At 70.5% G+C, this 19,187-nt stretch carries 10 protein-coding genes; 4 read left to right on the forward strand and 6 right to left on the reverse strand.

Going from position 1 to position 19,187, the window contains the following annotated elements; translation table 11 throughout:
- Positions 1-196 precede the first annotated feature (196 nt).
- Positions 197-1,540 carry an MFS transporter gene (locus KA419_19940; GenBank protein ID MBP7868207.1) on the forward strand — a complete coding sequence of 448 codons (1,344 nt, stop codon included), beginning with the start codon at positions 197-199 and terminating at the stop codon, positions 1,538-1,540.
- 372 nt (positions 1,541-1,912) lie between these two features.
- Here KA419_19940 and recD read toward each other — a convergent pair whose 3' ends face one another.
- The 3 genes from recD to recC are packed head-to-tail and all read right to left on the reverse strand — an operon-like array spanning position 1,913 to position 11,027.
- Complete coding sequence (gene recD, locus KA419_19945; protein MBP7868208.1) at positions 1,913-3,934, reverse strand: exodeoxyribonuclease V subunit alpha; 2,022 nt, start codon at positions 3,932-3,934, stop codon at positions 1,913-1,915.
- Positions 3,934-7,491 (reverse strand): UvrD-helicase domain-containing protein, encoded by a 3,558-nt coding sequence (locus KA419_19950; GenBank protein ID MBP7868209.1) that lies wholly within the window; start codon positions 7,489-7,491, stop codon positions 3,934-3,936. Before KA419_19950 ends, recD begins: the two co-directional genes overlap by 1 nt.
- Positions 7,488-11,027 carry an exodeoxyribonuclease V subunit gamma gene (gene recC, locus KA419_19955; GenBank protein ID MBP7868210.1) on the reverse strand — a complete coding sequence of 1,180 codons (3,540 nt, stop codon included), beginning with the start codon at positions 11,025-11,027 and terminating at the stop codon, positions 7,488-7,490. The genes KA419_19950 and recC overlap by 4 nt, the downstream gene beginning before the upstream one ends.
- 283 nt (positions 11,028-11,310) lie before the next feature.
- On the opposite strand from recC, the gene KA419_19960 reads away from it, so the two are divergent.
- Positions 11,311-13,320, forward strand: coding sequence for a trypsin-like peptidase domain-containing protein (locus KA419_19960; protein MBP7868211.1), 2,010 nt, complete (start codon positions 11,311-11,313; stop codon positions 13,318-13,320).
- A 107-nt stretch (positions 13,321-13,427) separates the two neighbouring features.
- The gene (locus KA419_19965) at positions 13,428-15,452 is read left to right on the forward strand and encodes a right-handed parallel beta-helix repeat-containing protein (protein ID MBP7868212.1); all 2,025 of its coding nucleotides are present in this window, start codon (positions 13,428-13,430) and stop codon (positions 15,450-15,452) included.
- Between the two features lie 244 nt (positions 15,453-15,696).
- Here the strand turns inward: KA419_19965 and KA419_19970 are convergent, their stop codons facing one another.
- The 3 genes from KA419_19970 to KA419_19980 are packed head-to-tail and all read right to left on the reverse strand — an operon-like array spanning position 15,697 to position 17,133.
- Positions 15,697-16,062, reverse strand: a complete 366-nt coding sequence (locus KA419_19970) for an energy transducer TonB (GenBank protein ID MBP7868213.1) — start codon at positions 16,060-16,062, stop codon at positions 15,697-15,699.
- Complete coding sequence (locus tag KA419_19975; protein MBP7868214.1) at positions 16,062-16,616, reverse strand: zf-HC2 domain-containing protein; 555 nt, start codon at positions 16,614-16,616, stop codon at positions 16,062-16,064. The genes KA419_19970 and KA419_19975 overlap by 1 nt, the downstream gene beginning before the upstream one ends.
- A complete protein-coding gene (locus KA419_19980; GenBank protein MBP7868215.1) occupies positions 16,606-17,133 on the reverse strand; it encodes an RNA polymerase sigma factor in 528 nt (175 codons plus the stop codon). The genes KA419_19975 and KA419_19980 overlap by 11 nt, the downstream gene beginning before the upstream one ends.
- A gap of 650 nt (positions 17,134-17,783) precedes the next feature.
- On the opposite strand from KA419_19980, the gene KA419_19985 reads away from it, so the two are divergent.
- Positions 17,784-18,158 carry a nuclear transport factor 2 family protein gene (locus KA419_19985; protein MBP7868216.1) on the forward strand — a complete coding sequence of 125 codons (375 nt, stop codon included), beginning with the start codon at positions 17,784-17,786 and terminating at the stop codon, positions 18,156-18,158.
- Positions 18,159-19,187: the final 1,029 nt, after the last annotated feature.

Here is a 19,187-nt window from a genome sequence, read left to right on the forward strand (position 1 = left end):
GGGTACGCCGGGCGAGCCGAGCCCGGCGGTGGGGGTGCGGGAGGAATGGGGGGGAGGGTGGAGAAGGGGGCGGAAAGGGGTGGCCTGACGCTGGCGCGCGCCTCGGCTCGGCGCGCGTACGGGGTGAGGGAAATCCCTTGACTCCTCCCGGGGGCGCGGTTACCTTGGTTCGGACACGTTCGCGCGGGGAGGCGGCATGACCATGGGTGAGGCCGACCGGGCCGACGGGACGGCCGGGAAGCAGGCGAGGCGGCAGATGAAGCCGGTCTGGTGGGTCGGGAGCACCTACTTCATCGAGGGCCTCCCCTACATGATCGTCCGGGCCCTCTCCTCGGTCTACTTTACCGACATCGGCGTGAAGGAACGCTACATCGGCTACCTGAACTTCCTCGGGATCCCGTGGAACTTCAAGTGGGCCTGGGCGCCTCTCGTGGACCTCTTCTTCACCAAGCGCGCCTGGCTCGTGGCCGTCCAGTTCCTGCTCGCCCTGGCCACCTTCGCGCTGGCGGGGCTGAACCTGCTGATCCCGCCGGCCGGCGACCCCGCGCCCTACCTCCTGGTTGCGTCGGGCCTCTTCATCGCCATGGGGTTTTTGGCGGCCACCAACGACATCGCCATCGATGCGTACTACCTGGAGGGGCTCACCGACAAGAAGGAGCAGGCGGCGTGGTCCGGCCATCGCATCCTGACCTGGCGGCTCTCGGTCCCCTACGTCCGGAGCCTGCTGGTTGCCGTGGCCGCCTGGGCCGCCGCGGCCAACGCCGGGGCGGGCCCCTACGCGCCCTGGTTCTGGGCGTTCGGGGCCGGCGGGCTGACCCTGCTGGTCTTCGCCGTGTTCCACCTGTTCTGCATCCCCCGCTTCGAGACGGTCCGAACCGGCGACCGCCCGTCCTGCCGCCAGGCCGTGTCCCGGTTCGGCGAGGCGTTCCTGACCTTCCTCCGGCAGGAGCGCATCGCCCTGGCGCTGGTCTTCATCATCCTGTACAAGATCGGCGACGAGATCATCTTCTGCATGGTCACACCGTTCCTGATGCGGGAAATCGGGCTCTCCAAGGCCCAGTTCTCCTGGATCTCCGGGATCGTGGGGACGGTGGGGATCGTCGCGGGGTCCATGCTGGGCGCCTGGATCATCAAGCAGTGGGGGCTGAAGCGGACCATCTGGCCCCTCACCCTCCTGATGAACCTGAACATCTGGGCTTACATCTGGCTGGCCTGGACCAAGCCCTCCCCGGCGGACAGCTGGGGGGTGTTCCTGATCGCGCTGATCCACGGTTACGAGAACCTCGCCAACGGGCTGGGGAACGCCGTCCTGATCATCTACGTCATGCGGCTCTGCAAACCGGAGTACAAGGCCACCCACTTTGCCGTGGGCAGCGCCATCTGGTCACTGGCCTCCGTGCTCTTCGGGGGGTTCGGCGGCCGGATGGTGGAGAGCATGGGCTACGTCAACTTCTACATCCTGGGGTTCTTCGCCACCATCCCCTCCATGGTTCTGCTCTTCTGGATCCCCCTCCGCGAGGAGGAAGCCCGGGCTTCGTAGTGCCATCACCTTCCGGGCGATGGCTCAACCAAAGGCTTTACATACACTTATCCCTTCGTTTCCCGACTTTTTGCGAACGCATCAACCATTGGGAAGAACGCTTTGCTCCCGCCGCCTTCGGGGCGGGTTTTCCCGGCCTGAACTCCCCGGAAGGCTGCACCCGGAGATGCCGGGCCACGGAGCGCGTGGCGAAGACATTAAGCGGATGGTGCCGAGCTTCTCGCAGGCAAGAAGGCGCCGTGATGAAACCGGGGCGCAAAGGGACAAAGGGACCTAAAGGACCAAAAGGACCCAAGGGACAGGCTAAGCCGGCGCGGCAGGCGGCCCTGACGGAGCATGCGACACACGCAGGCGCTTTGACGAACGTGGCGCTTACGAACGGAGGTTGTCCGCGAGGCCCATGGCGCGGCGGACGCGGCGGGAAACCGCCGTGGCGAGGACGTCGAGGTCGGCGAGGAGGGTGACCCGCTTCCTCGCCCGGGTGATGCCCGTGTACACCAGTTCCCGGGTCAGCACCGGCCCGGCCCGGTCCGGGAGGACCAGGAGGACGTGGTCGAACTCCGAGCCCTGGCTCTTGTGGACCGTCAGGGCGAAGGCCGTCTCGTGGCCGGGGAGCAGGGCCGGCACCACGGGGCGGCAGCCGGTCCCGTCCGCCTCTCCGGAAAGGCAGTCGGTCCTGCCCGCCTCCCCGGGGGCGGGGAAGTACACGCGGAACGTTCCGCCGGGCCCACGCCGGACCAAACCGATGTCCCCGTTGAACAACCGCATCGCGTAGCTGTTTTCCGTCACCATGACCAGGCGGTTGTCGTAGTGACCCTCCGACGGGACCAGGCGGCCGGCTTTCCGGAGGATGCCCTCCACCAGCCCGTTCAGGGCGAGGACCCCGAAGGGCCCCTCCCGGACGGCCCCGAGGAGCCTGAAGCGGGACAACACCGCCAGGGCGTCGTCGATCCGCCTTTCCCCGAGGCAGGCGGCATACCCGTCGAGAACGACGTCGGCGAGGGCGGCCTCCAGCCCGCCGGGTGGCGGGAGCGGGCGCCAGTTCACCATGGGGGTGACGTCGGGGTGGGCGAGGACCTCCCCCAGTTCGTCCCGGCCGGCCCCCGCGTTCACCGCCCGGGCCAGCCGGCCGATGCCGGAGTCCTCGTGGAACCGGTGGCTCCGGCGCAGGACCACGAGGCTTCCCGCCGCCAGGCCTTCCGAACCCGGGGAGAGGGGCCCGGGAGCCGGGGGCCCGCCCGGTTCCCGCCCGGCGGTCCCCGGCTTGCCGGGGCGATCCCCACCCGGTTCCAATCCCGCCGCGATCTCCGCCAGGACGGCCCCCGCCTCCACGGAGGCCAGCTGGTCCCGGTCCCCCAGCAGGGCCAGCCGCGCGCCGGCGGGGAGGGCGTCCAGGAGGGCGGCGAGGGTGCACAGGTCCATCATGGAGGCCTCGTCCACCGCCACCAGCCCGCAGTCCAGCGGCGATCGGGCGTGTCGTTTCGCCAGGCCGGTCCCCGGGTCGATCCCCAGGAGCCGGTGGAGGGTGGCCCCCTGCAAATCCCTCAGGCGGGCCAGAGGCTCGGGGCGGGCCCGCTCCCCCAGGGTCCGCTCGATGTGGTCCGCGGCCTCCCGGACCGCTTCCTGGATCCGGTTGGCGGCCTTGCCGGAGGGGGCCGCCAGGCGGACGACCAGGGATGGCTCCAGCCGGAACAGGAGGTAGAGCAGGCGCGCCAGGGTGGTGGTCTTGCCGGTGCCCGGCCCCCCGGAGACCACCACCAGCGGCCGGGTCAGGGCGGCGAAGGCCGCCAGGCGCTGGCGATCGGGCTCCGCTCCCGGGCCGACGGGGGGAGGGAACAGGGCGTCGAAGTCGGGCCGGATCTCCCCGGGGAAGGGCTGGCCGCCACGGGAGGCCAGTTCGCGGAGACGGTCCGCCGCCAGGCGTTCGCAGCGCCAGAAGCGGTGGAAGTAGAGGCGGGGCGGGGACAGGATCAGCGGCCGGTGGTCGCCCGGGCCGCCCACCACCGGCAGGTTTTCCAGGAAACCGGCCCAGCGGACGGCGTCGCCGGCCTCGGGGAGGTCCGCCATGGCCTCGGCGTCGGACAGGTCGAGGCAGACGTGGCCGTCCCGCAGCCGGGACGAGAGCCGCTCCACCACGCGCTCCAGCCGGGTGCCGGCGGCCTCTCCCGCGAGTCGGCCGAGGAACCGCGCCAGGTGGGTGTCCAGGTCTGACGGGGCCGTCGCGGGACCCTCCCCCGGCCGGGGGACGGCGCCGGGGGGTGAGCCGGGGACCGTGGCGGCGGCGTTTTGGCCGTCCGGGTCCATCGGGGGAGCGGGTGCCGCCGGCCCCGGATCGGGGGCTTCCCGGCGCCCGGGGGCCGGCCGGAAGGCCTGGGGTGGGGGGGTGCCTGCCATCACGCGCTCCCGTAGAGGGCGTCGAGACGCTGGAGGTCCGCGCCGTCGCAGCGGCGAAAGAGGATGCCCTCCCGCCGGCCGGGGGCCATTCCCCGGAGGAAGAGATAGAAAACGCCGCCGACGTGCCGGCCCGGGTCGTAGGCCCCGCCGAGCCGGGCCCGGAGGTGCCGGTGCAGGGCGAGGGCGTAGAGGTCGCGCTGGAGGGTGTAGCCGTGCTCGACCATGGCGGTTTCCAGGGCGGCTTCGGCGTAGTCTTCCGGACGGGAACCCAAACGGTTCGACTTCCAGTCCAGGACGTAGTACCGCCCGCCCCGGCGGAACACGGCGTCGATGGCGCCGGAGAGGAGCCCCCGGACCCCGTCGTCGTCTCCGGGCCGGGCCTTCAGGCCGGACCCGCCGAGGAGGTCGGCCAGGCGCTTGAGGCCCAGGGGAAAGTGGAACGTCATCTCGGCGACCCGGTCCCGGGCGGGGATGTCGCAGAGGCGGAAGGGCCCGGTCCCTTCACCCGCCAGGCCCGGCGGCACGCGGCCGGCGGCCAGGTCGGTGCGGAGCACGCCCTCCAGGGTCCGGGCCACGAGGGGCGCCCAGTCCTCGCCGTCGTCGCGGCGGGCGAGTCCGAAGCGTTCCAGGATCGGGCGCGCCGCCGCCTCGATCCCGTCGGCGCCGAGGTCCCAGGAAACCCCCTCCAGGACCTTGTGCAGGGCCGACCCGGCGGCCTCCCCGCCGGGGAAGGCGAACAGGCCCTCCGCTCCCGGGTCGGCCCCCGCCCCCGCGGCCGCGACCGGCCGGGGCGGTTCCCGGTGTTCGACGCTGTGCGACAGGCGGGTGAAGCTGTAGACCCCCCACCGGGTGTCTACCTTTCCCTGGAAGGACCGGCGGGCGAGACCGACCGGGGGGGGCGCGGCTTCCCCCCCGGGAGCCGTGACGACCGCCGGGGCCGGGTCACGGATGGGCCGGAGTTCCGCGAGTTTGTCGCAGCCCGCGAAGCGTTCCCGGCAATCCCCGAGCATGTGGCGCTCGGCGGACCGCTTGTTTCCACTCCCCGCCGGGTCTTCCGGGTTGTCCGAATAATAGAGGTAGGCCCGGTAGACGGCCCGGGTCACGGCGACGTAGAACAGGCGGAGGTCCTCCTCCCACCGCTCCGATGCCGCCTGCTCCGCGCCGCCGCCCGCCAGGTCCAGGACGAGGCCGGGGATTCCCCCGGGGACCGCCGGGGCGTGATAGAGGCTCTCCTCCTCGGCACGGTCGGCGTCCCTGGAGTGGAACGGGCTGAACACGACGGGGAACTCCAGTCCCTTGGCCACGAAGACGGTGAGGACCCGGACGGCCTGCGCGTCGCTCTCGAGCCGGAGTTGGGCTTCCTCGTCCCCGTTGTCGACTTTCCCACCGGACACCCAGCGGTCCAGGAGGGCCAGCATCTCGCCCGGGCGCCGGTCGAACACCCCGGCCCGCGACTGCAGCAGGTCCAGCAGGTGGGTCAGGTTGGTCACCCGCCGGAGGGCGTCGTCGCGCCCCAGCAGCCGCCGGCGGACCCCGGCCCCCGTGGTGAGCGCCTCGGCCAGCGCGCCGAACCCCTGCCGTCGCCAGAGGCGGTTCCAGGCGTGAAAACGGAGCAGCCACGTTTCCCAGGCGGTCCCGCCCTCGTCGAAGGCCCCCTGTTCCGGAACCGTCACACCCATCAGCGAGGTGAGGAGGGCGGTCCGGACCAGCCCGGGGGACGTCGGGTCGGCGACGGCGGAGAGGAGGAGAAGGAGTTCCGTCGCCTCGGCGGTGCCGAAGACGCCGGCAGACCGGCCCTGGACCGCCGCGATCCCCCGGCGGGCCAGTTCCCGGCGCACCTGTTCCCCCTGGTAGTGGGCCCTGACGAGGACCGCGACGTCCCCGGGGTGGACCGCCCTCCGCCCGCCGGGCCGCGACGGGTCGGGGAGCGTGTGCGAGCCGCTGGTCAGCGCGGCGATCTCTTCCCCGATCGCCCGCACGACGAGCCTCTCCCGATCCTCCTTCCGGGTGACGGCATCCCGGTTCCCGAGGTGCCAGACGACCAGGGGGGGGCACGGGCCCTCCGCGCTCCAGAGGCCTTCAGCCGCCCTCGCGCCCCGGGCGGCGACCGGTTCGTAGCCGATCCGGGGCGAGCCGAACGGGAGCCACCCCGAGCCTTGCGCGCCGGGTTCTGGGGCCGTTTCCGCGGGCGGGGGGGCGTAGAGCCGGTTGCACGCCGCGACGAAGGCCTCGGTGGACCGCCGGTTTTCCCGCAGGGTCCACGTCGCCGCGGCGTGGTGCTCGGCGTGCAGGTAGGCCTCGATGTCGGCCCCCCGGAAGCGGTAGATGGACTGCTTCGGGTCGCCGATGAAGAAGACGGGGGCCGCCCCCCCGGCAAAGAGGCGGCGGAAGATCTCGTACTGCACCGGGTCGGTGTCCTGGAACTCGTCCACGAAGACGGCGCGGTAACGCCGGCGGACGGCGTCCCGGAGCGACCGGGACGCGGCGTCCCCCCGGCGCAGGACGTCCCGGAGCCGGGTGAGCAGGTCGCCGTAGTGCAGCAGGTTCCGTCCCTCCTTGCGGCGGGGAAACTCCTGTCCGGCGAAGTGCCAGAGCCCTTTCCGGAGCGCGGGGCCGGCGGACGCCATTGCCTGGCCGAACGCTTCGATTTCCGCCTTCAGGGAGGCGTCCGAGAAGGTCTTTCCCTCGAGGACGCTGAACAGCCCCTTGTTGGGCAGGCAGTCCTCGACCAGGCGGTCGACCAGCCCCGCGAACGCGGCGACTTTGTCTTCGCCCAGGCTGCTGAACTTGCTCAGGGTTTTTTCCCGGCGGTAGCGTTCGCAGCAAGCCTCCCGGTTGGCCTTCCAGTAGGCGTCCAGCTGGTGCCGTGCGGCCAGGATCGCTTTCGGGTCCCACGCCGGTCCCCGCACCTCGAGGTCGGGGTGGTTCAGGGTCGAGGCCAGGAAGCCCAGGAGATCGTCCGGCGAGACCTTGCCCCATTTCGCGACGGCCGCGGCCACGGGCAGGGGGGCGGAGGCCACTTCCCGGCGCCAGAAGTCGAGGACGACCTCGCGCAGGAGGGGGGCGGGGTCGGGGGCCAGCTCGGCGTCGAAGCGCGTGCCCGACTCGAAGGCGTACTCGCGGAGCACGAGCTGGCAGAAACTGTGAATGGTGTGGACGGCCGCCTCGTCGAAGCCCATGAGGGCGGCTTCCAGGATGTTCCCGAGGGTCCGGCCGGCGCCGGGGGCGCGGTCCCGGGCCCGCAAAACCAGCGCCCGGACCGGGTCCCCCGCGTCGGCGCCGGGGGGGTCCGCCAGGGCGGCCAGCGCGCGCCGGACGAAGCGGCGGACCCTCTCCCCCAGCTCGGCGGTGGCCGCCTTGGTGTAGGTGACGGCCAGGACGTGCCGGAGCGGGTTCTCCCGCTCGCGGTCCGTCCAGGGGGTCTCCAGGAGGACGCGGAGAACGAGCAGGGCGAGGCCGTGGGTCTTGCCCGTCCCCGCCGAGGCGTTGACGAGCTGGGTCCCCTCGAGGGGGACCGCCGTCGGGTCGAAGTCGTTCGCCGGGCGGGGCGGGGTCATGATTTCCCCCCTTTCCCGGCGGCCTTCTTCCCGGCGAGCAGGGGGAGGACCGGCCCGAAGAACCGCCGGGCGAGGACGCGGAACTCGTTCGCGGTCTCGGGTTCCCGGTCGGGGTCCAGAAGGCCCGTCCCCCCGTCCCGGAAGACGAGGCGAAGGGCCGGGCGGTAGGTCCAGATCCCGGTCGGCGGCTGGTTTATGAAATTGGCGTACCACTCTCTGGACGCCCCGCCCAGGGCCCGCAGGTCTTCGTCGGACCCCAGGCCGGGGAAATCGTCCGGCCCGTTCGCGCGAAGGCCCTTCACGTACTCCCACGCGGGTTTCGCGAAGAAGGGGACGGCCCTTCGCAGGCCCTCGAGGTAGAGGTCCGCCAGGTCCGACAGCCGTTCACGGGCCTCGTCGCCCCCGACGGCGGCAAGGGAAAAGCCCTCGCCCCCGGGGCCGATGTAGTGGCTCTCGTCCGCGGCCTCCCGGCAACAGAGCGCCAGGTGGTGAACCCAGAGTTCCGCCAGGGTCTCGCCGTGGGCCTTGGACGGCCGGCAGACCACCCGCCGCCGGCCCCAGACGCCGTCCACGAACCCGCCGACGGACACGCGTCCCTCCGCGCCCAACCCGCGCAGGTCCACGGGGACCGTCTCCGGGGCGGAGCCGGGGGAGGCCCCCGCGACCTCGGCGAACCGGAGGAACATGGCGTCGGCTTCGCGGTGAAGCTCCCGGCCCTCGATCGTGCCCGGCCCGCCCGGGGGGAGTTTCCCGGCCGCCCGCAGCAGGTCGGAGCGGAAACCCGACCCCGACCGGAGGGTCGACAGGATCTCTTCCTGGACCTGGTATTTCCCCAGTCTGCCCAGGCTGAACGGTTCCTCCTCCAGGCGCTCCTCCTCCGCCTCCTCCAGGCGCGTGCCCAGGCGTTCCCTCAGCAAAAAGGCGCAGGGGTCCTTGAAAAAACGGGCGAAACGGACGACGTCGGGGCCCAGCAGGGCGGGGTCCGGGGAGGGCAGGGGGGCGAAACGGTGGAACGTCCCGGGGGAGGCGGGCTCCCCGGGGTCTTTACGGCCGGTCGGCTGCCCCCGGGTGCACCCTTCCGCCCGGGCCGCCTCGAGGTTTTCGGCGGAGTAGCTGAACAGTTCCGGGTCCGACCCGTCGAAGTAGGCCCGGCTGAAGGGGTGAAGGGGGTGCACGGTGCACACCGACGGCGGGAGCGCGGCGTACCCCTCGACGGCGGCGTCGGCAGGGGGCCCCGGGAGGTAGAGGCGGAGCGTGTCGATCAACTCGCTCACCACCGACGACGGCAGGCGTTCCCGGCCGTCGGAGACCCCGAAGCCGGTCCAGCTGACGTAGAGGTGGTCCCGGGCCGAGAGGAGCGTCTCGAAGAAAAGGTGCCGGTCCGTTTCCCGGGGGTCCCGGTCGCCCGGCCGCGGGCGGGCCGCCGCCAGGTTGAAGCCGGGTGCGGGCGTTCGGCGGGGGAAGGCATCGTGGTCCATCCCCAGGAGGCAGACCACGCGGAAGGGGACGCTCCGGAGCGGCTTGAGGGTGCAGAAGGTGATCCCGCCGCGCAGGTAGCCGGCCGTGGAGACGACGGCGTTCAGCGCACCCCGGAAGTGGTCCCGGAGCACCGGGAAGGGGATTGCCTCCCGGAAACCCGCCACCGTTTCCCCCTCGGCCAGGCGGTCGATCTCCTCGTCCACCCAGGCGGCGCTCTCCCCGGCCGGGTCCGGGTCGAAAAAGGCGCCCAGCAGGCCCTCCCGGAGGAAGGCGGCCCAGGCGGCGAGCGTCCGGGGCGTTCGGACCGCCTCCACGAACCCCTCCAGGCGGGACATGAACTCGACGAAGGCCCCCAGGGCCCCGGCGTCCAGGCCCGCCGCCCGGTCGTCCGGCAGGATGCCCGCGAACATCGGCGGCCCCCCCTCCTCCGGCGACGGCGTTTCGGCGCCCGGCCCCGAGCTGCCCCCCATCACCCACCCCAGCATCAGCCGGTCCAGGCCGAAGCGCCAGGTGTGAGCCGGGTCGTCCGGCACCCCGAAGCGGTCCTTCTTGAACGCCCCGTCGAGGCCCCAGCGGACGCCGGTCTGAGCCAGGCGCTCCCGAAGCCTTGCCCGGGCCTCTTCCGCCACGGGGAACCGGGCCTGGACAGGGACCAGTTCGAAGAGGTCCCACACGGCGGGGAGGTCCAGCCGGCCCTCGGCCGCTTCCAGGAAGTCGCCCAGGGCTTCGGCCACCGCGTTCTCCTTCCGGACGGGGCGGTCGGCCAGCGTGAAGGGGAGGTGCGGGGAGTTCCCTCCGGCGTCGCCGACGGGCTCCCCGGGCGCCCCCGGCAGGGCGGAGGCCCCGAAGACGGCCTCCACCAGGGGTGCGAAGATTTCCACGTCGGGGGTCATCACCACCACGTCCCGGGGCTCGAGGCCGGCCGTCTCCTCGAAGAGGCGGAGCAGGTGGTCGTGCAGGACCTCCACTTCCCGGCGGGGGGAGCGGCAGACGGCCAGGCGGAGGGACCCGGCGCACCCGGGCCCCGGGAGGGCGGGCCCGGCGCCGCCGTCCGGGCGGCGGTTCTCCAGGATGTCCGCCTGCAGGGCGGCGAGGAGCGGGGCGGGGGCTTCGCCGGCCGGGTCGGCCCAGCACTCCGCGGACTGGTCGAAGAGGGCGTCGTGCGGGAGCAGCCCCAGGAAATCGCGGGTGGTCCGCCCGAGGGACGCCAGGAGCGGGTTGCCCGCCTCGAGGTGCAGCAGCGCCTCGTCTTCCCCGGCGTTTCGCCGGATCAGGCGGCGACGCTCGGGGGGGGTGAGCAGGTCGAGCCAGTAGTCCCGGCTGGGGTTCAGCAGGTGGGCGGTGACGGGGAGGTGCCGCCCCAGGGCGTCCAGGAGTTCGACGAAGAGGGGCGGGAGGGTGGAGACCCCGATGGCCGAGAGCCGGCCCGGGAGGCCGGGGACGGCGCCCGGGGGAGACGCGCGGAGCCTCTCGATCACCCGGCGGGCCCGGAGGTGGCGCGGGACGGCGTCGGCGGCCCGCCGCCGGACTTCGCGCCACAGGGCCGCCTGCCAGACTTCGTGGCCGCCGTCGTCGCCCGTGGTCCGGCCCGATTCCCAGGCCTCCAGGACGTCGGGGCGGTACACCGTGTACTGGTCGAAGAGATCGGCCACCCGCGCCGCCAGTTGGAAACGCCGGGATTCGCTCCCGGGCGCGGTTGTTCCGCCCCCCAGGTAGAGTCGGAGGGTCTCCCCGGCTTCACCGGAGGCCCCGGCGGCGTCCGGCAGGGCCCCGGCCACCGCCCAGGGCAGCAGGTGGGGGTCGAAGGGAGAGGGCCCCTCCGGCAGGGGTTCGAGGGCGGCGGCCAGGTGGTCCAGGAGCCGTTCCGGGGTCAGGAAGCGGAGGTGGGCCGCGGAATCGCACCCCGCCGCGACCCGGAGGGTGACCCAGTGGGCCATCCCCTCGGTCTGGGTGAGGACGTGCTCGGGTTCCAGCGGGTCCGCCGGGGGGTGCTCGCGGAGCGACCTCACCAGGCGGTCGGCCAAGTCCTCCAGGCGGTTCCCCATGACGATCTTCAATCCGCTCTCCACAACGGGCTCCCGTGCGACAAGGTCCCGAACCGGTCGCGCCCTGGCCCCCTGGGAAACCGGGCGGGGACGACACCCGGATGATACCCCATTTTCCCCGGGGGGGAACTGTTTTCTTTCGGCCGGGCCGGGAGGGCCCGCGGACGGCGGCCGCGCCGGCCCGGCTCCGCGCCCCCGGGCGATTCGGCCGTTGACAGCGGCGGCCCTCCCTGCGATACTGGGAACCGCCGCCCGTCGCCCCGACGCCGGGCGCACTCCAACAGGGGACGGACCCATGAACACCCTTCGCATCGTCCTTTTCGTTGCCCTCCTGGCCGGCGCTCTCCCGGGGGCCGGCGCGGCGCCCGGCGTCGAGAGCGCCACGGAGATGACGCCCGAGACCCGGAAGCTGATCCAGGACACCTGCTTCGAGGTGGTGGTCCTCCGCCCCGAGAAGGACTCCCTTCGTTACGAGCGGGAACTGCCGTGGGACCTGGTCCCTTTCGCCATCCGCAACGACAAGTACATCTCCATCGGGACCGCCTTCGCCGTGTCCCGGGACGAGATGGTCACGGCGCACCACGTGCTCGAGCTGGACGAGAACCCGCTCTCCGAGCAGCGTTACTTCATCCGCGACGCGAACCAGAACGTTTACGAGCTGGACCGGGTCACCGCCAGCGAAATGCACCGGGACGTGGCCCGCTTCACGGTGAAGGGCCGCACCTTCGACCGGTGGCTGGAGCTGAACCCGACCTACGAGCTGAACCGGGCGGTCTACACCGTGGGCAACGCGCTCGGCGAGGGCATCGTGATCCGCCGGGGCGAGCTCATCGGGACCCTCCCCGAGGAGGACAGCGGGGCTTTCGTCCGGCTCAAGAGCAGCGCGGACGTGAACCCCGGCAACTCCGGGGGGCCGCTGGTGGACCCGGAGGGGAAGGTCCTGGGGGTCGTGCTGAGCCGGAAGGACAACATCTGCCAGTCGATCCCCACGGCCGAACTCCAGGCCATCAAGCCCGGCGCCGCGGTCTACTACAACAAGATGGTCTTCGGGTTCTCGATCCTCCCCGAGAAGTCGACGGTGAAGGAGTTCCGCTGCGAGGTCCCCCTGCCGCTGACCCCAGCCGAACTCAAAGCCCGGGCCGCAAAGGAGTTCCAGGCGGTTTACCAGCGGGAGATGGAAAGTTTCCTCGCGCCCGAGGGCGGCATCTTCCCCGAGGGGGACGCGTCCCTCGAGGCGATCCTGGAGATCCCCACCAGCGTGTTCCCCCAGGTGCTCTTCAAGGACAAGGACACCAACAAGTGGTCCTCCACCGAGTTCAAGTACCAGGGCTCCAACCTCGGGCGGGAGGGGCGGTGCCACTACACCGTCGCCTCCGAGATCCTGTTCACCTACATCATGAAGCCGGAAGGCCGGTCCCTGAAGGGGCTCATGGAGAACCCGCGGGAGACCATGGAACTGTTCCTCCAGGGGGTCAACCTCCCCCGGAAGCTGGGCGGGCAGGACACCCGGATCACCTCCCTGGGGGACCCGGTCCGGCGGGACGCTCTCACCGACCGGTGGGGGCGCCGGTGGGCCGTCAACGTCTGGCACCTCGAGTACTCGGACTCGGCCTTCGTCGGCTACTTCACCCCGACGACGGACGGGGTGGTCATCATCGGGAAGTTCGTTCCCAGTTCCAACGTCGAAATGTGGCTGTACGATCTCCGCCGCCTGCTGGATTTCACCTACGTTCCGTACAGCGGCAAGTTGAAGAACTGGGAGGAGTTTTTACAGATGACGGACGCCCTCCCCGAGGGATTCCGGGATATCCGCTTCGCTTACGTCACGGGGAAATCGCTGACCCTGCAGACCCGGTGGCTGGCCCTTTCCCTGGACAAGAACACCCTCGAGATCGGCCCGGACGCGACCCTCGGCCTCTGCATGGGGTTTGGGCGCAAGGGCGGGGCGGTGGAGTGGCTGCCCCGCCGCCTGGCGGTGGCGGAGAGCGAGGACGAGAACTACTTCGTGGTCCTCAGGCACCTGAACCCCGGCGAGGGCCTTTCGGAGAGCCTCTGGAAGAAGTGGTGCGAGACCGCGCGGGAGCGCCACCCCTACACCCGGACCCCCTTCACCGACGCGGGGAAGACGGCCGTCGCCCGGGTCCTTCCCGGGACGGCGCCCAGGGGGACGGCGCCCGAGGCCGTCCCGGAACTCTACACCCTTTACCTCAGCCGCTCCGGGACCGTCCCCGACAAGCAGATGAAACAGCGCCTCGAGCGGGTCGCGGAAGCGATCCGGCTGGCCCCGGGACCCGCCGGGAAGTGAAGCTGCCGGCCCGTCCGCCGCATCCGTCACCCTGCGATTGACAAGCTCGCACCCCCGTGCGAAGATGGGGGTGGAGTTCAACATTGGAAATACGGACAGGAGGCCCCATGAGCGGACGGGTTATTTCGCTTCGCACGGTCACCCCGGGTTGGCGTTCGGTCCTGGGCGCTGTCCTCGCGCTGCTGGGAACCGCCGCCGCGGCGGCCTACCCCCCGTGGGAGTACGCGCTGCGGCGCCCCGCGGACGCGCTCATCTTCGTCGACACCAACGGCGACTCGGTCCCCGATCGGACCTATGCCTATGGCGTGCCCTCGGACGTGGCCCTCTCGGGGGACTTCGACGGGGACACCCTGACGGATTTCGCCGTCTACCGGGACGGGACCTGGTACCTCGACTTTTACAACGACACCGTCGCGGACCGGATCCTGATCTTCGGGGGCAGCGCGTCCATCGACACGCCCCTGGCCGCCGACTTCAACGCCGACGGCCGGGCCGACATCGGGGTCTACCGGAACACGGGGGAGTGGTACCTGGACTACGACCAGAACGGGGTGCCCGACCACATCTCCGCCTTCGGCGGCGGGGCCCAGGACCTTCCCGTGGTGGCGGATTTCGACGCCGACGGCGCCGCCGACCGGGCCATCTACCGGGGGGGGCTCTGGTACGCGGACTTCGGGCTGAACGGGACCCTCGACGCCATCTACGCCTTCGGCGGGGTCGCGGGGGACATCCCCCTGGCCTTCGACTACAACCACGACGGCGTGGCGGACCTGGTCATCTTCCGCGGCGGGGTGTGGTACATCGACCTCGACCGGAACAGCACCGCGGACGTCACCCGCTGGTACGGGGCCCCCGGCGACCGGCCCCACCCGGGGTACTACAACACGGCGAACGCCGTCTTCGTGAACGCGGCGGCCTCGGGGACCCAGAACGGGCAGCAGAAAACTCCCTACAAGACCATCGCCGCCGCGCTGGCGGCCGCCCCGGCCCCCGGCACGACGATCCGGATCGCGGCGGGCAACTACGCCGAGCGGGTGAGCGTTTCCAGCCGGAGCGGCCTCAGCTTCCAGGGGGCGGGCCCCAAGGCCACCCACATTGTCCCCTCCGCGGGGGACGCCTTCACCCTCTACCTCTGCCCCGCCACCACCCTCCGGGGCCTGCGGTGCGCCGCCGCGGCCGCCGACGGCACCACGCCCGGCCGCGGCATCGCCGTCCTGGGCAGCGAGGTGACCCTGGAGTCGGTGAGCACCCTCGACAACCACCACCACAACCTCATCGCCGTGGATTACCTGGGGACCCTCTCCACCGTGACGGCGGACCGGTGCAACTTCAGCCGCAGCGCCATCGGCAACGGGGTCGAGCTGGAGGGCGGGGTCACCCTCTCCCTCTCCCGCAGCACCGTGAACGCCAACGGGACCGACACGGCCAACGTGCTGGGCAACGGCGGGCGGGGCGTCGTCCTCACCGACGACTCCAACGCGACCGTCGCCTTCTGCCACGTGAACGCCAACTACGACGGGGGGATCCTCGTCACCCACACCTCCGCCGCCTACCTCGACTATAACCTGTTGAGCGCCAACGGGACCAACGGGGCGTACTACGAACTCCAGTCCGTCGGGGGCGTGACCGGGAACACCTTCTCCGGGAACGGGACCCGGGGGCCCCGCGGCCCGACGGGTTACAACGGCCTCGAGCTCAACTGGGACGGGACCGCCCCCATGACGGTCCAGGGGAACACGTTCTCATCCAACACCCTGAACGGGATCTACGTGGGGGGAGGTGCCGCCACGATCCTCGACAACACCTTTGCCGACAATTACCTGGGCGTGACGGTCTGCAACACCACCGGCAGCGGGACGAATGTCACCCTGAAAGGGAACCTCTTCGACCTCTCGCCGGGGACGCCCTACTCCGAGGGGGTCTTCATGCAGCCGCTCACCGGCGTACCGTTGGCTATCGCCATCGGGGGGACCCCCGCGGCGGAGAAGAACACCTTCCAGGACTTCGGCTCCTGGCCGGCCATCCACTGCTCCGACGCCACGGTCAACTGCACCTGCCCGAGCGGCGGGAACGTCTTCGTCAACTGCTCGCTCCCGGTTCAGACCTGCACCAGTTGCCTGACGAAGGAGTAGTCGCGGAAGCGGGAATCCGGGAAAGGTGACAACCGCGGGGAACGCGGAAAGAAACCGGTTCATCCCGGAGGGAAGATGGACCTGGGCCGGGGGCGGCCTCGGCAGCGGCAGCCCCCGGGACGACTGGTGCCGGGCGAAGTCCCGGAAAAAGCGTAGTTCCTTCGAAGTAAACTCGTTGCCAAATCGCGCAGGATTTTGGGGGCGATCTTTCGAGTCAGCTGCGGAGGGCGTCACCGCCCTCCCGCTACTCCAGCCGGAACTTGATGGTGACGGTCATCATGAACACCGCGGGTTTCTTGTCCTTCCCGATGTAGGGGGAGTACTCCCACTGCTTCACGGCGTCGGCCGCCGCTTTCGTCAGGCTGTCGTCCGGGCTTTCCAGCACCTTGATCTCGCTGACCTTCCCCGTCTTGTCCACGGTCGCGTCCAGTTTCACGACGCCCTGGATGCCGGCTTTTTTGGCTTCCGGGGGATAGGCCGGCGGGACGGATTTCAGAAGCTTGATGCTTTTGGCCTCGTCGTCCTTGAGGCGCACCGGTTCCCCCGCCAGGGCAACCGCCGCGCAGAGAGCGCAGGCCAGGACCAGTACCGTCAGGATTCGCTTTCTCATCACCAACCTCCTTGAAGTGAATGGTTCTCTGTTTCAGGCCCGCCGCCCAGCTGGGCGACGATGTGCGTTCCGGTCCCGTCCGCATCCTCCGTGATGAAGTGGGTCTCGTTCACCAGCCCCAGGTCGTCCTCGAGGGTGATGACCTGGGTCACCACCGGCGGGGCGGCGGCCGCGGGCGTCGCGCGGGAAGCTTTTCCTCCCGCACCGCCGGCGGCGATGGGCCCTGTTCCTGCATCCGGGAAGGACAACCGGAGCGCGAGCGTGGCGGCGAGCAGGAGGACCGCCGCCGCAGTCGCGGCCCAAGTCGGGAAGGACAATCCGCCCTGGCGAAGGGGCAGGGGCGGTCGGGTGGACACGGGGCGGCGGAAGTGAAGCCCCGCGGCGGCTTGGATGGCCGCGGCGCGGACTTTGGCGGCCAGGTCCCGTTCCCGCGCCAGTTCCCCGGCACAGGGCGCGCATTCCGCCAGGTGACGGCGAGCGGCCTCGGCCTCGACCGCCGGCAGTTCTCCGTCCAGGAACTCGTACAGGATTTTGTGGAAGTGTTTACATCGCATGTTCCTCTCCCTCATGGCTCCGCAATGCCGGGACCCTCTCCCGGGGAAACGCTTTCTGAAGCCGGCGGACGGCGTGGTGAAGGCGCGATTTCACCGTGCCGGGCGAGACCCGGAGCGTGGCGGCGATCTCGGTGATCTTCAGCTCGTCCACGTATCGGAGCAGGATGACTTCCCGATGCCGAAACGGCAGCCGGGTCAGAAGGGCGTCCATCAGCCCCCGGGTTTCCTGCGCCTCGACCCACGCTCCCGGTCCCGGGCGGCCGTCCTCCCGGTCGTGCGAGCGGTCGAGGGAAAACCACCGGAAGAGGCCGCGGCGACGGTTGAGACAGGTGTTCCGGAGGATGGCGTAGAGCCAGGTGTAGGTCCCCGACTCCCCCCGGAAGCGCCCCGCGGCTTCCATGGCCCGGCAGAAGGTCTCCTGGACCAGGTCCTGGGCGTCGTGAGGGTTGCGGCACAGCAGAAAGGCCGCTCGGAGCAGCCGGTCCCCATGGTCGTGAATCAGCTTGTCCAGGTCCATCCGCGCTGTCTCCCATTCGTCGTTTGCCCGGGGGCGACCCGTTTCCGGCGCATCGGCCGGCCCCCGTCCGAAACCCATCCCATTTCACCGGTTTAGTACCGACAACCCGGCGGTTGGTTCACTTTGTTTACGCATTCTTCGAAAAAATGGCCGAACTCCGGAAGCGGCTACGACCTGTCATCGGGTGATAGTCTCTCGACCCTTGCCCGGTGGGCGCTGGGCAGGGTCAGGTGCTCCAGGTGCAGCGCCTGCTCGATGCCCCCAACGTCCAGGGGGGGGCCAGTCCAGGTCGGCCCTCAGCCCCCCCGATGGTCCGCTTCGCGCCGGCATCCCGCCCGCAGCATATCATGACCGCCTGAGGTCGCCCTGCGGGCAGGCGTTCTTCTCGAAATCCTCGAACCCGCAGACGCGGAAGCGGACGGCGCACGGGAACTCCCGGAGCGGTTCCCGGTGGGGGGACAACCGAGATGACCATGGAAAACGGGATTTTTTTTCTTTAGAATGTGTTCTTAATGGGTCCGGCCGCTCCGGGGGTCAACGGAAATCGAAGGGTTGAGCGGCACCGCTTCACGCTGGCAGCCATTTTCCCCATGGCCGGCCTGTCCCGGGATCGGGGAGGAGGGTCTTGGGCAGGCCGTCGAGGAGAGCTCATGGATGCAACAGAACGCTTGCGGCAAACCTTCGACCGGTTCCGGGAGGCGCTGTTCGCCTCGGACACGGCGTCGCTCCGGGAAATGCTGGCCGTGGACTACCGGGGTTTCGACCCGCGGGGGTTGCCCCAGGACCGGGAGGCGACCCTGGCGGCCTTCGGGCCCGGCGGGGTCCGTCTCAGCCGGTACGCGCTCGGCGAACTGGACGTCCGGGTCGTGGGGGACGCGGGCTTCATCACCGGGACCGGCGACCTGGCCGGGACGTGGGGTGACGCCCCTTTCACGCACCGGGTGCGGTTCGTGGACGTCTACCTCTTCCGGGACCGCCGCTGGCAGCTCTGGCTGTCCCAGGTGACGACCCTGGCCGACCCGTAAGTCGTGGCGCAAGCTTCAGCTTGCGCGAGCCATCAAGGCCGTTGCGCCAACCCGGGCCCTGGACCTCTGGAATTCTTTTCTCGACCACGAAACACTCTAGCGAAGGATTCAGAATCCAGAATACAGGATCCAGTAAGGCTAAAGGCAGAAGGCGGAGGAAGGAGGCAGAAAGCGGGAGGGAAAGACAGTCCGGAAGCTTCCTCCCGGAGGCGCGGCGACCCGGTGAAGGCGCGATTTCGTTCCCCTTGGCCGCATTCCCGGCGCCCCGTTTTTCTTTGCGGTCTTTGCGCCTCGGCGAGATCAGGATCCGGGTCGGCGCTCGCCAAGGCGCCAAGCTCGCAACGGAAGACGGCTGAATCGCCTATCTGCGTCGTATGCCCCACCAGCACCGCCAGCCGTGTCGGCTCGGCCTGTCCCTTTGGTCCCTTTGTCACTTCGCACCTCGGTCTCATCACGGCGCCCTGAGCCTTGTGCCTGCGCGCCCTTGGTTGATCTTCCGGAAGACACGCGGGTTGCTTCAGGGTCGCGCCGCTCCGGCGGCCTGCGCGGCGCGGTCAAAGCGGCGCTCCGGCAGCCTTCGCGCCGCACTCCGCAGGGAAGGGAGGAGGTCGAGGGCTGCGGGCTGCCGTCGCCGAGGGGGCCGTCGATCCCGGCAGCGAACGCGTTCACGGTAGCGACGGCAACCGCGACGGCGACCACGAGCGCGACTGCGAGTGCGAGTGCGATTGCGATACCGATTGCGATACCGATACCGATTGCGATACCGATACCGATACCGATACCGATGGGGATCCCTCCGGACCTACAGCCTACAGCCCAACCCGGATAAACCGGAGAGAAACCACGGATGAACACGGATGGACACGGATCATCCGGACGCTCCAGAAAAAAAACAGGCGGTTTTTACCTCTCGCAAAGGCGCAAAGACGCCAAGCCTCGCAAAGCCGGAACCGGAAAAGGGGGATTCCTTTGCGAGGCTTTGCGTCCTGGCGTCTTTGCGAGAGACCGGATACGTCGATTCCGGAACCG

This window comes from Acidobacteriota bacterium (assembly GCA_018001935.1).
Classification (GTDB): domain Bacteria; phylum Acidobacteriota; class JAAYUB01; order JAAYUB01; family JAAYUB01; genus JAGNHB01.

Bases quoted from the DNA above. Each gene is read 5' to 3' on its own strand.
- KA419_19940 (MBP7868207.1), top strand. From the start codon at position 197: ATGACCATGGGTGAGGCCGACCGGGCCGACGGGACGGCCGGGAAGCAG.
- recD (MBP7868208.1), bottom strand. From the start codon at position 3,934: ATGGCAGGCACCCCCCCACCCCAGGCCTTCCGGCCGGCCCCCGGGCGC.
- KA419_19950 (MBP7868209.1), bottom strand. From the start codon at position 7,491: ATGACCCCGCCCCGCCCGGCGAACGACTTCGACCCGACGGCGGTCCCC.
- KA419_19960 (MBP7868211.1), top strand. From the start codon at position 11,311: ATGAACACCCTTCGCATCGTCCTTTTCGTTGCCCTCCTGGCCGGCGCT.
- KA419_19965 (MBP7868212.1), top strand. From the start codon at position 13,428: ATGAGCGGACGGGTTATTTCGCTTCGCACGGTCACCCCGGGTTGGCGT.
- KA419_19970 (MBP7868213.1), bottom strand. From the start codon at position 16,062: ATGAGAAAGCGAATCCTGACGGTACTGGTCCTGGCCTGCGCTCTCTGC.
- KA419_19975 (MBP7868214.1), bottom strand. From the start codon at position 16,616: ATGCGATGTAAACACTTCCACAAAATCCTGTACGAGTTCCTGGACGGA.
- KA419_19980 (MBP7868215.1), bottom strand. From the start codon at position 17,133: ATGGACCTGGACAAGCTGATTCACGACCATGGGGACCGGCTGCTCCGA.
- KA419_19985 (MBP7868216.1), top strand. From the start codon at position 17,784: ATGGATGCAACAGAACGCTTGCGGCAAACCTTCGACCGGTTCCGGGAG.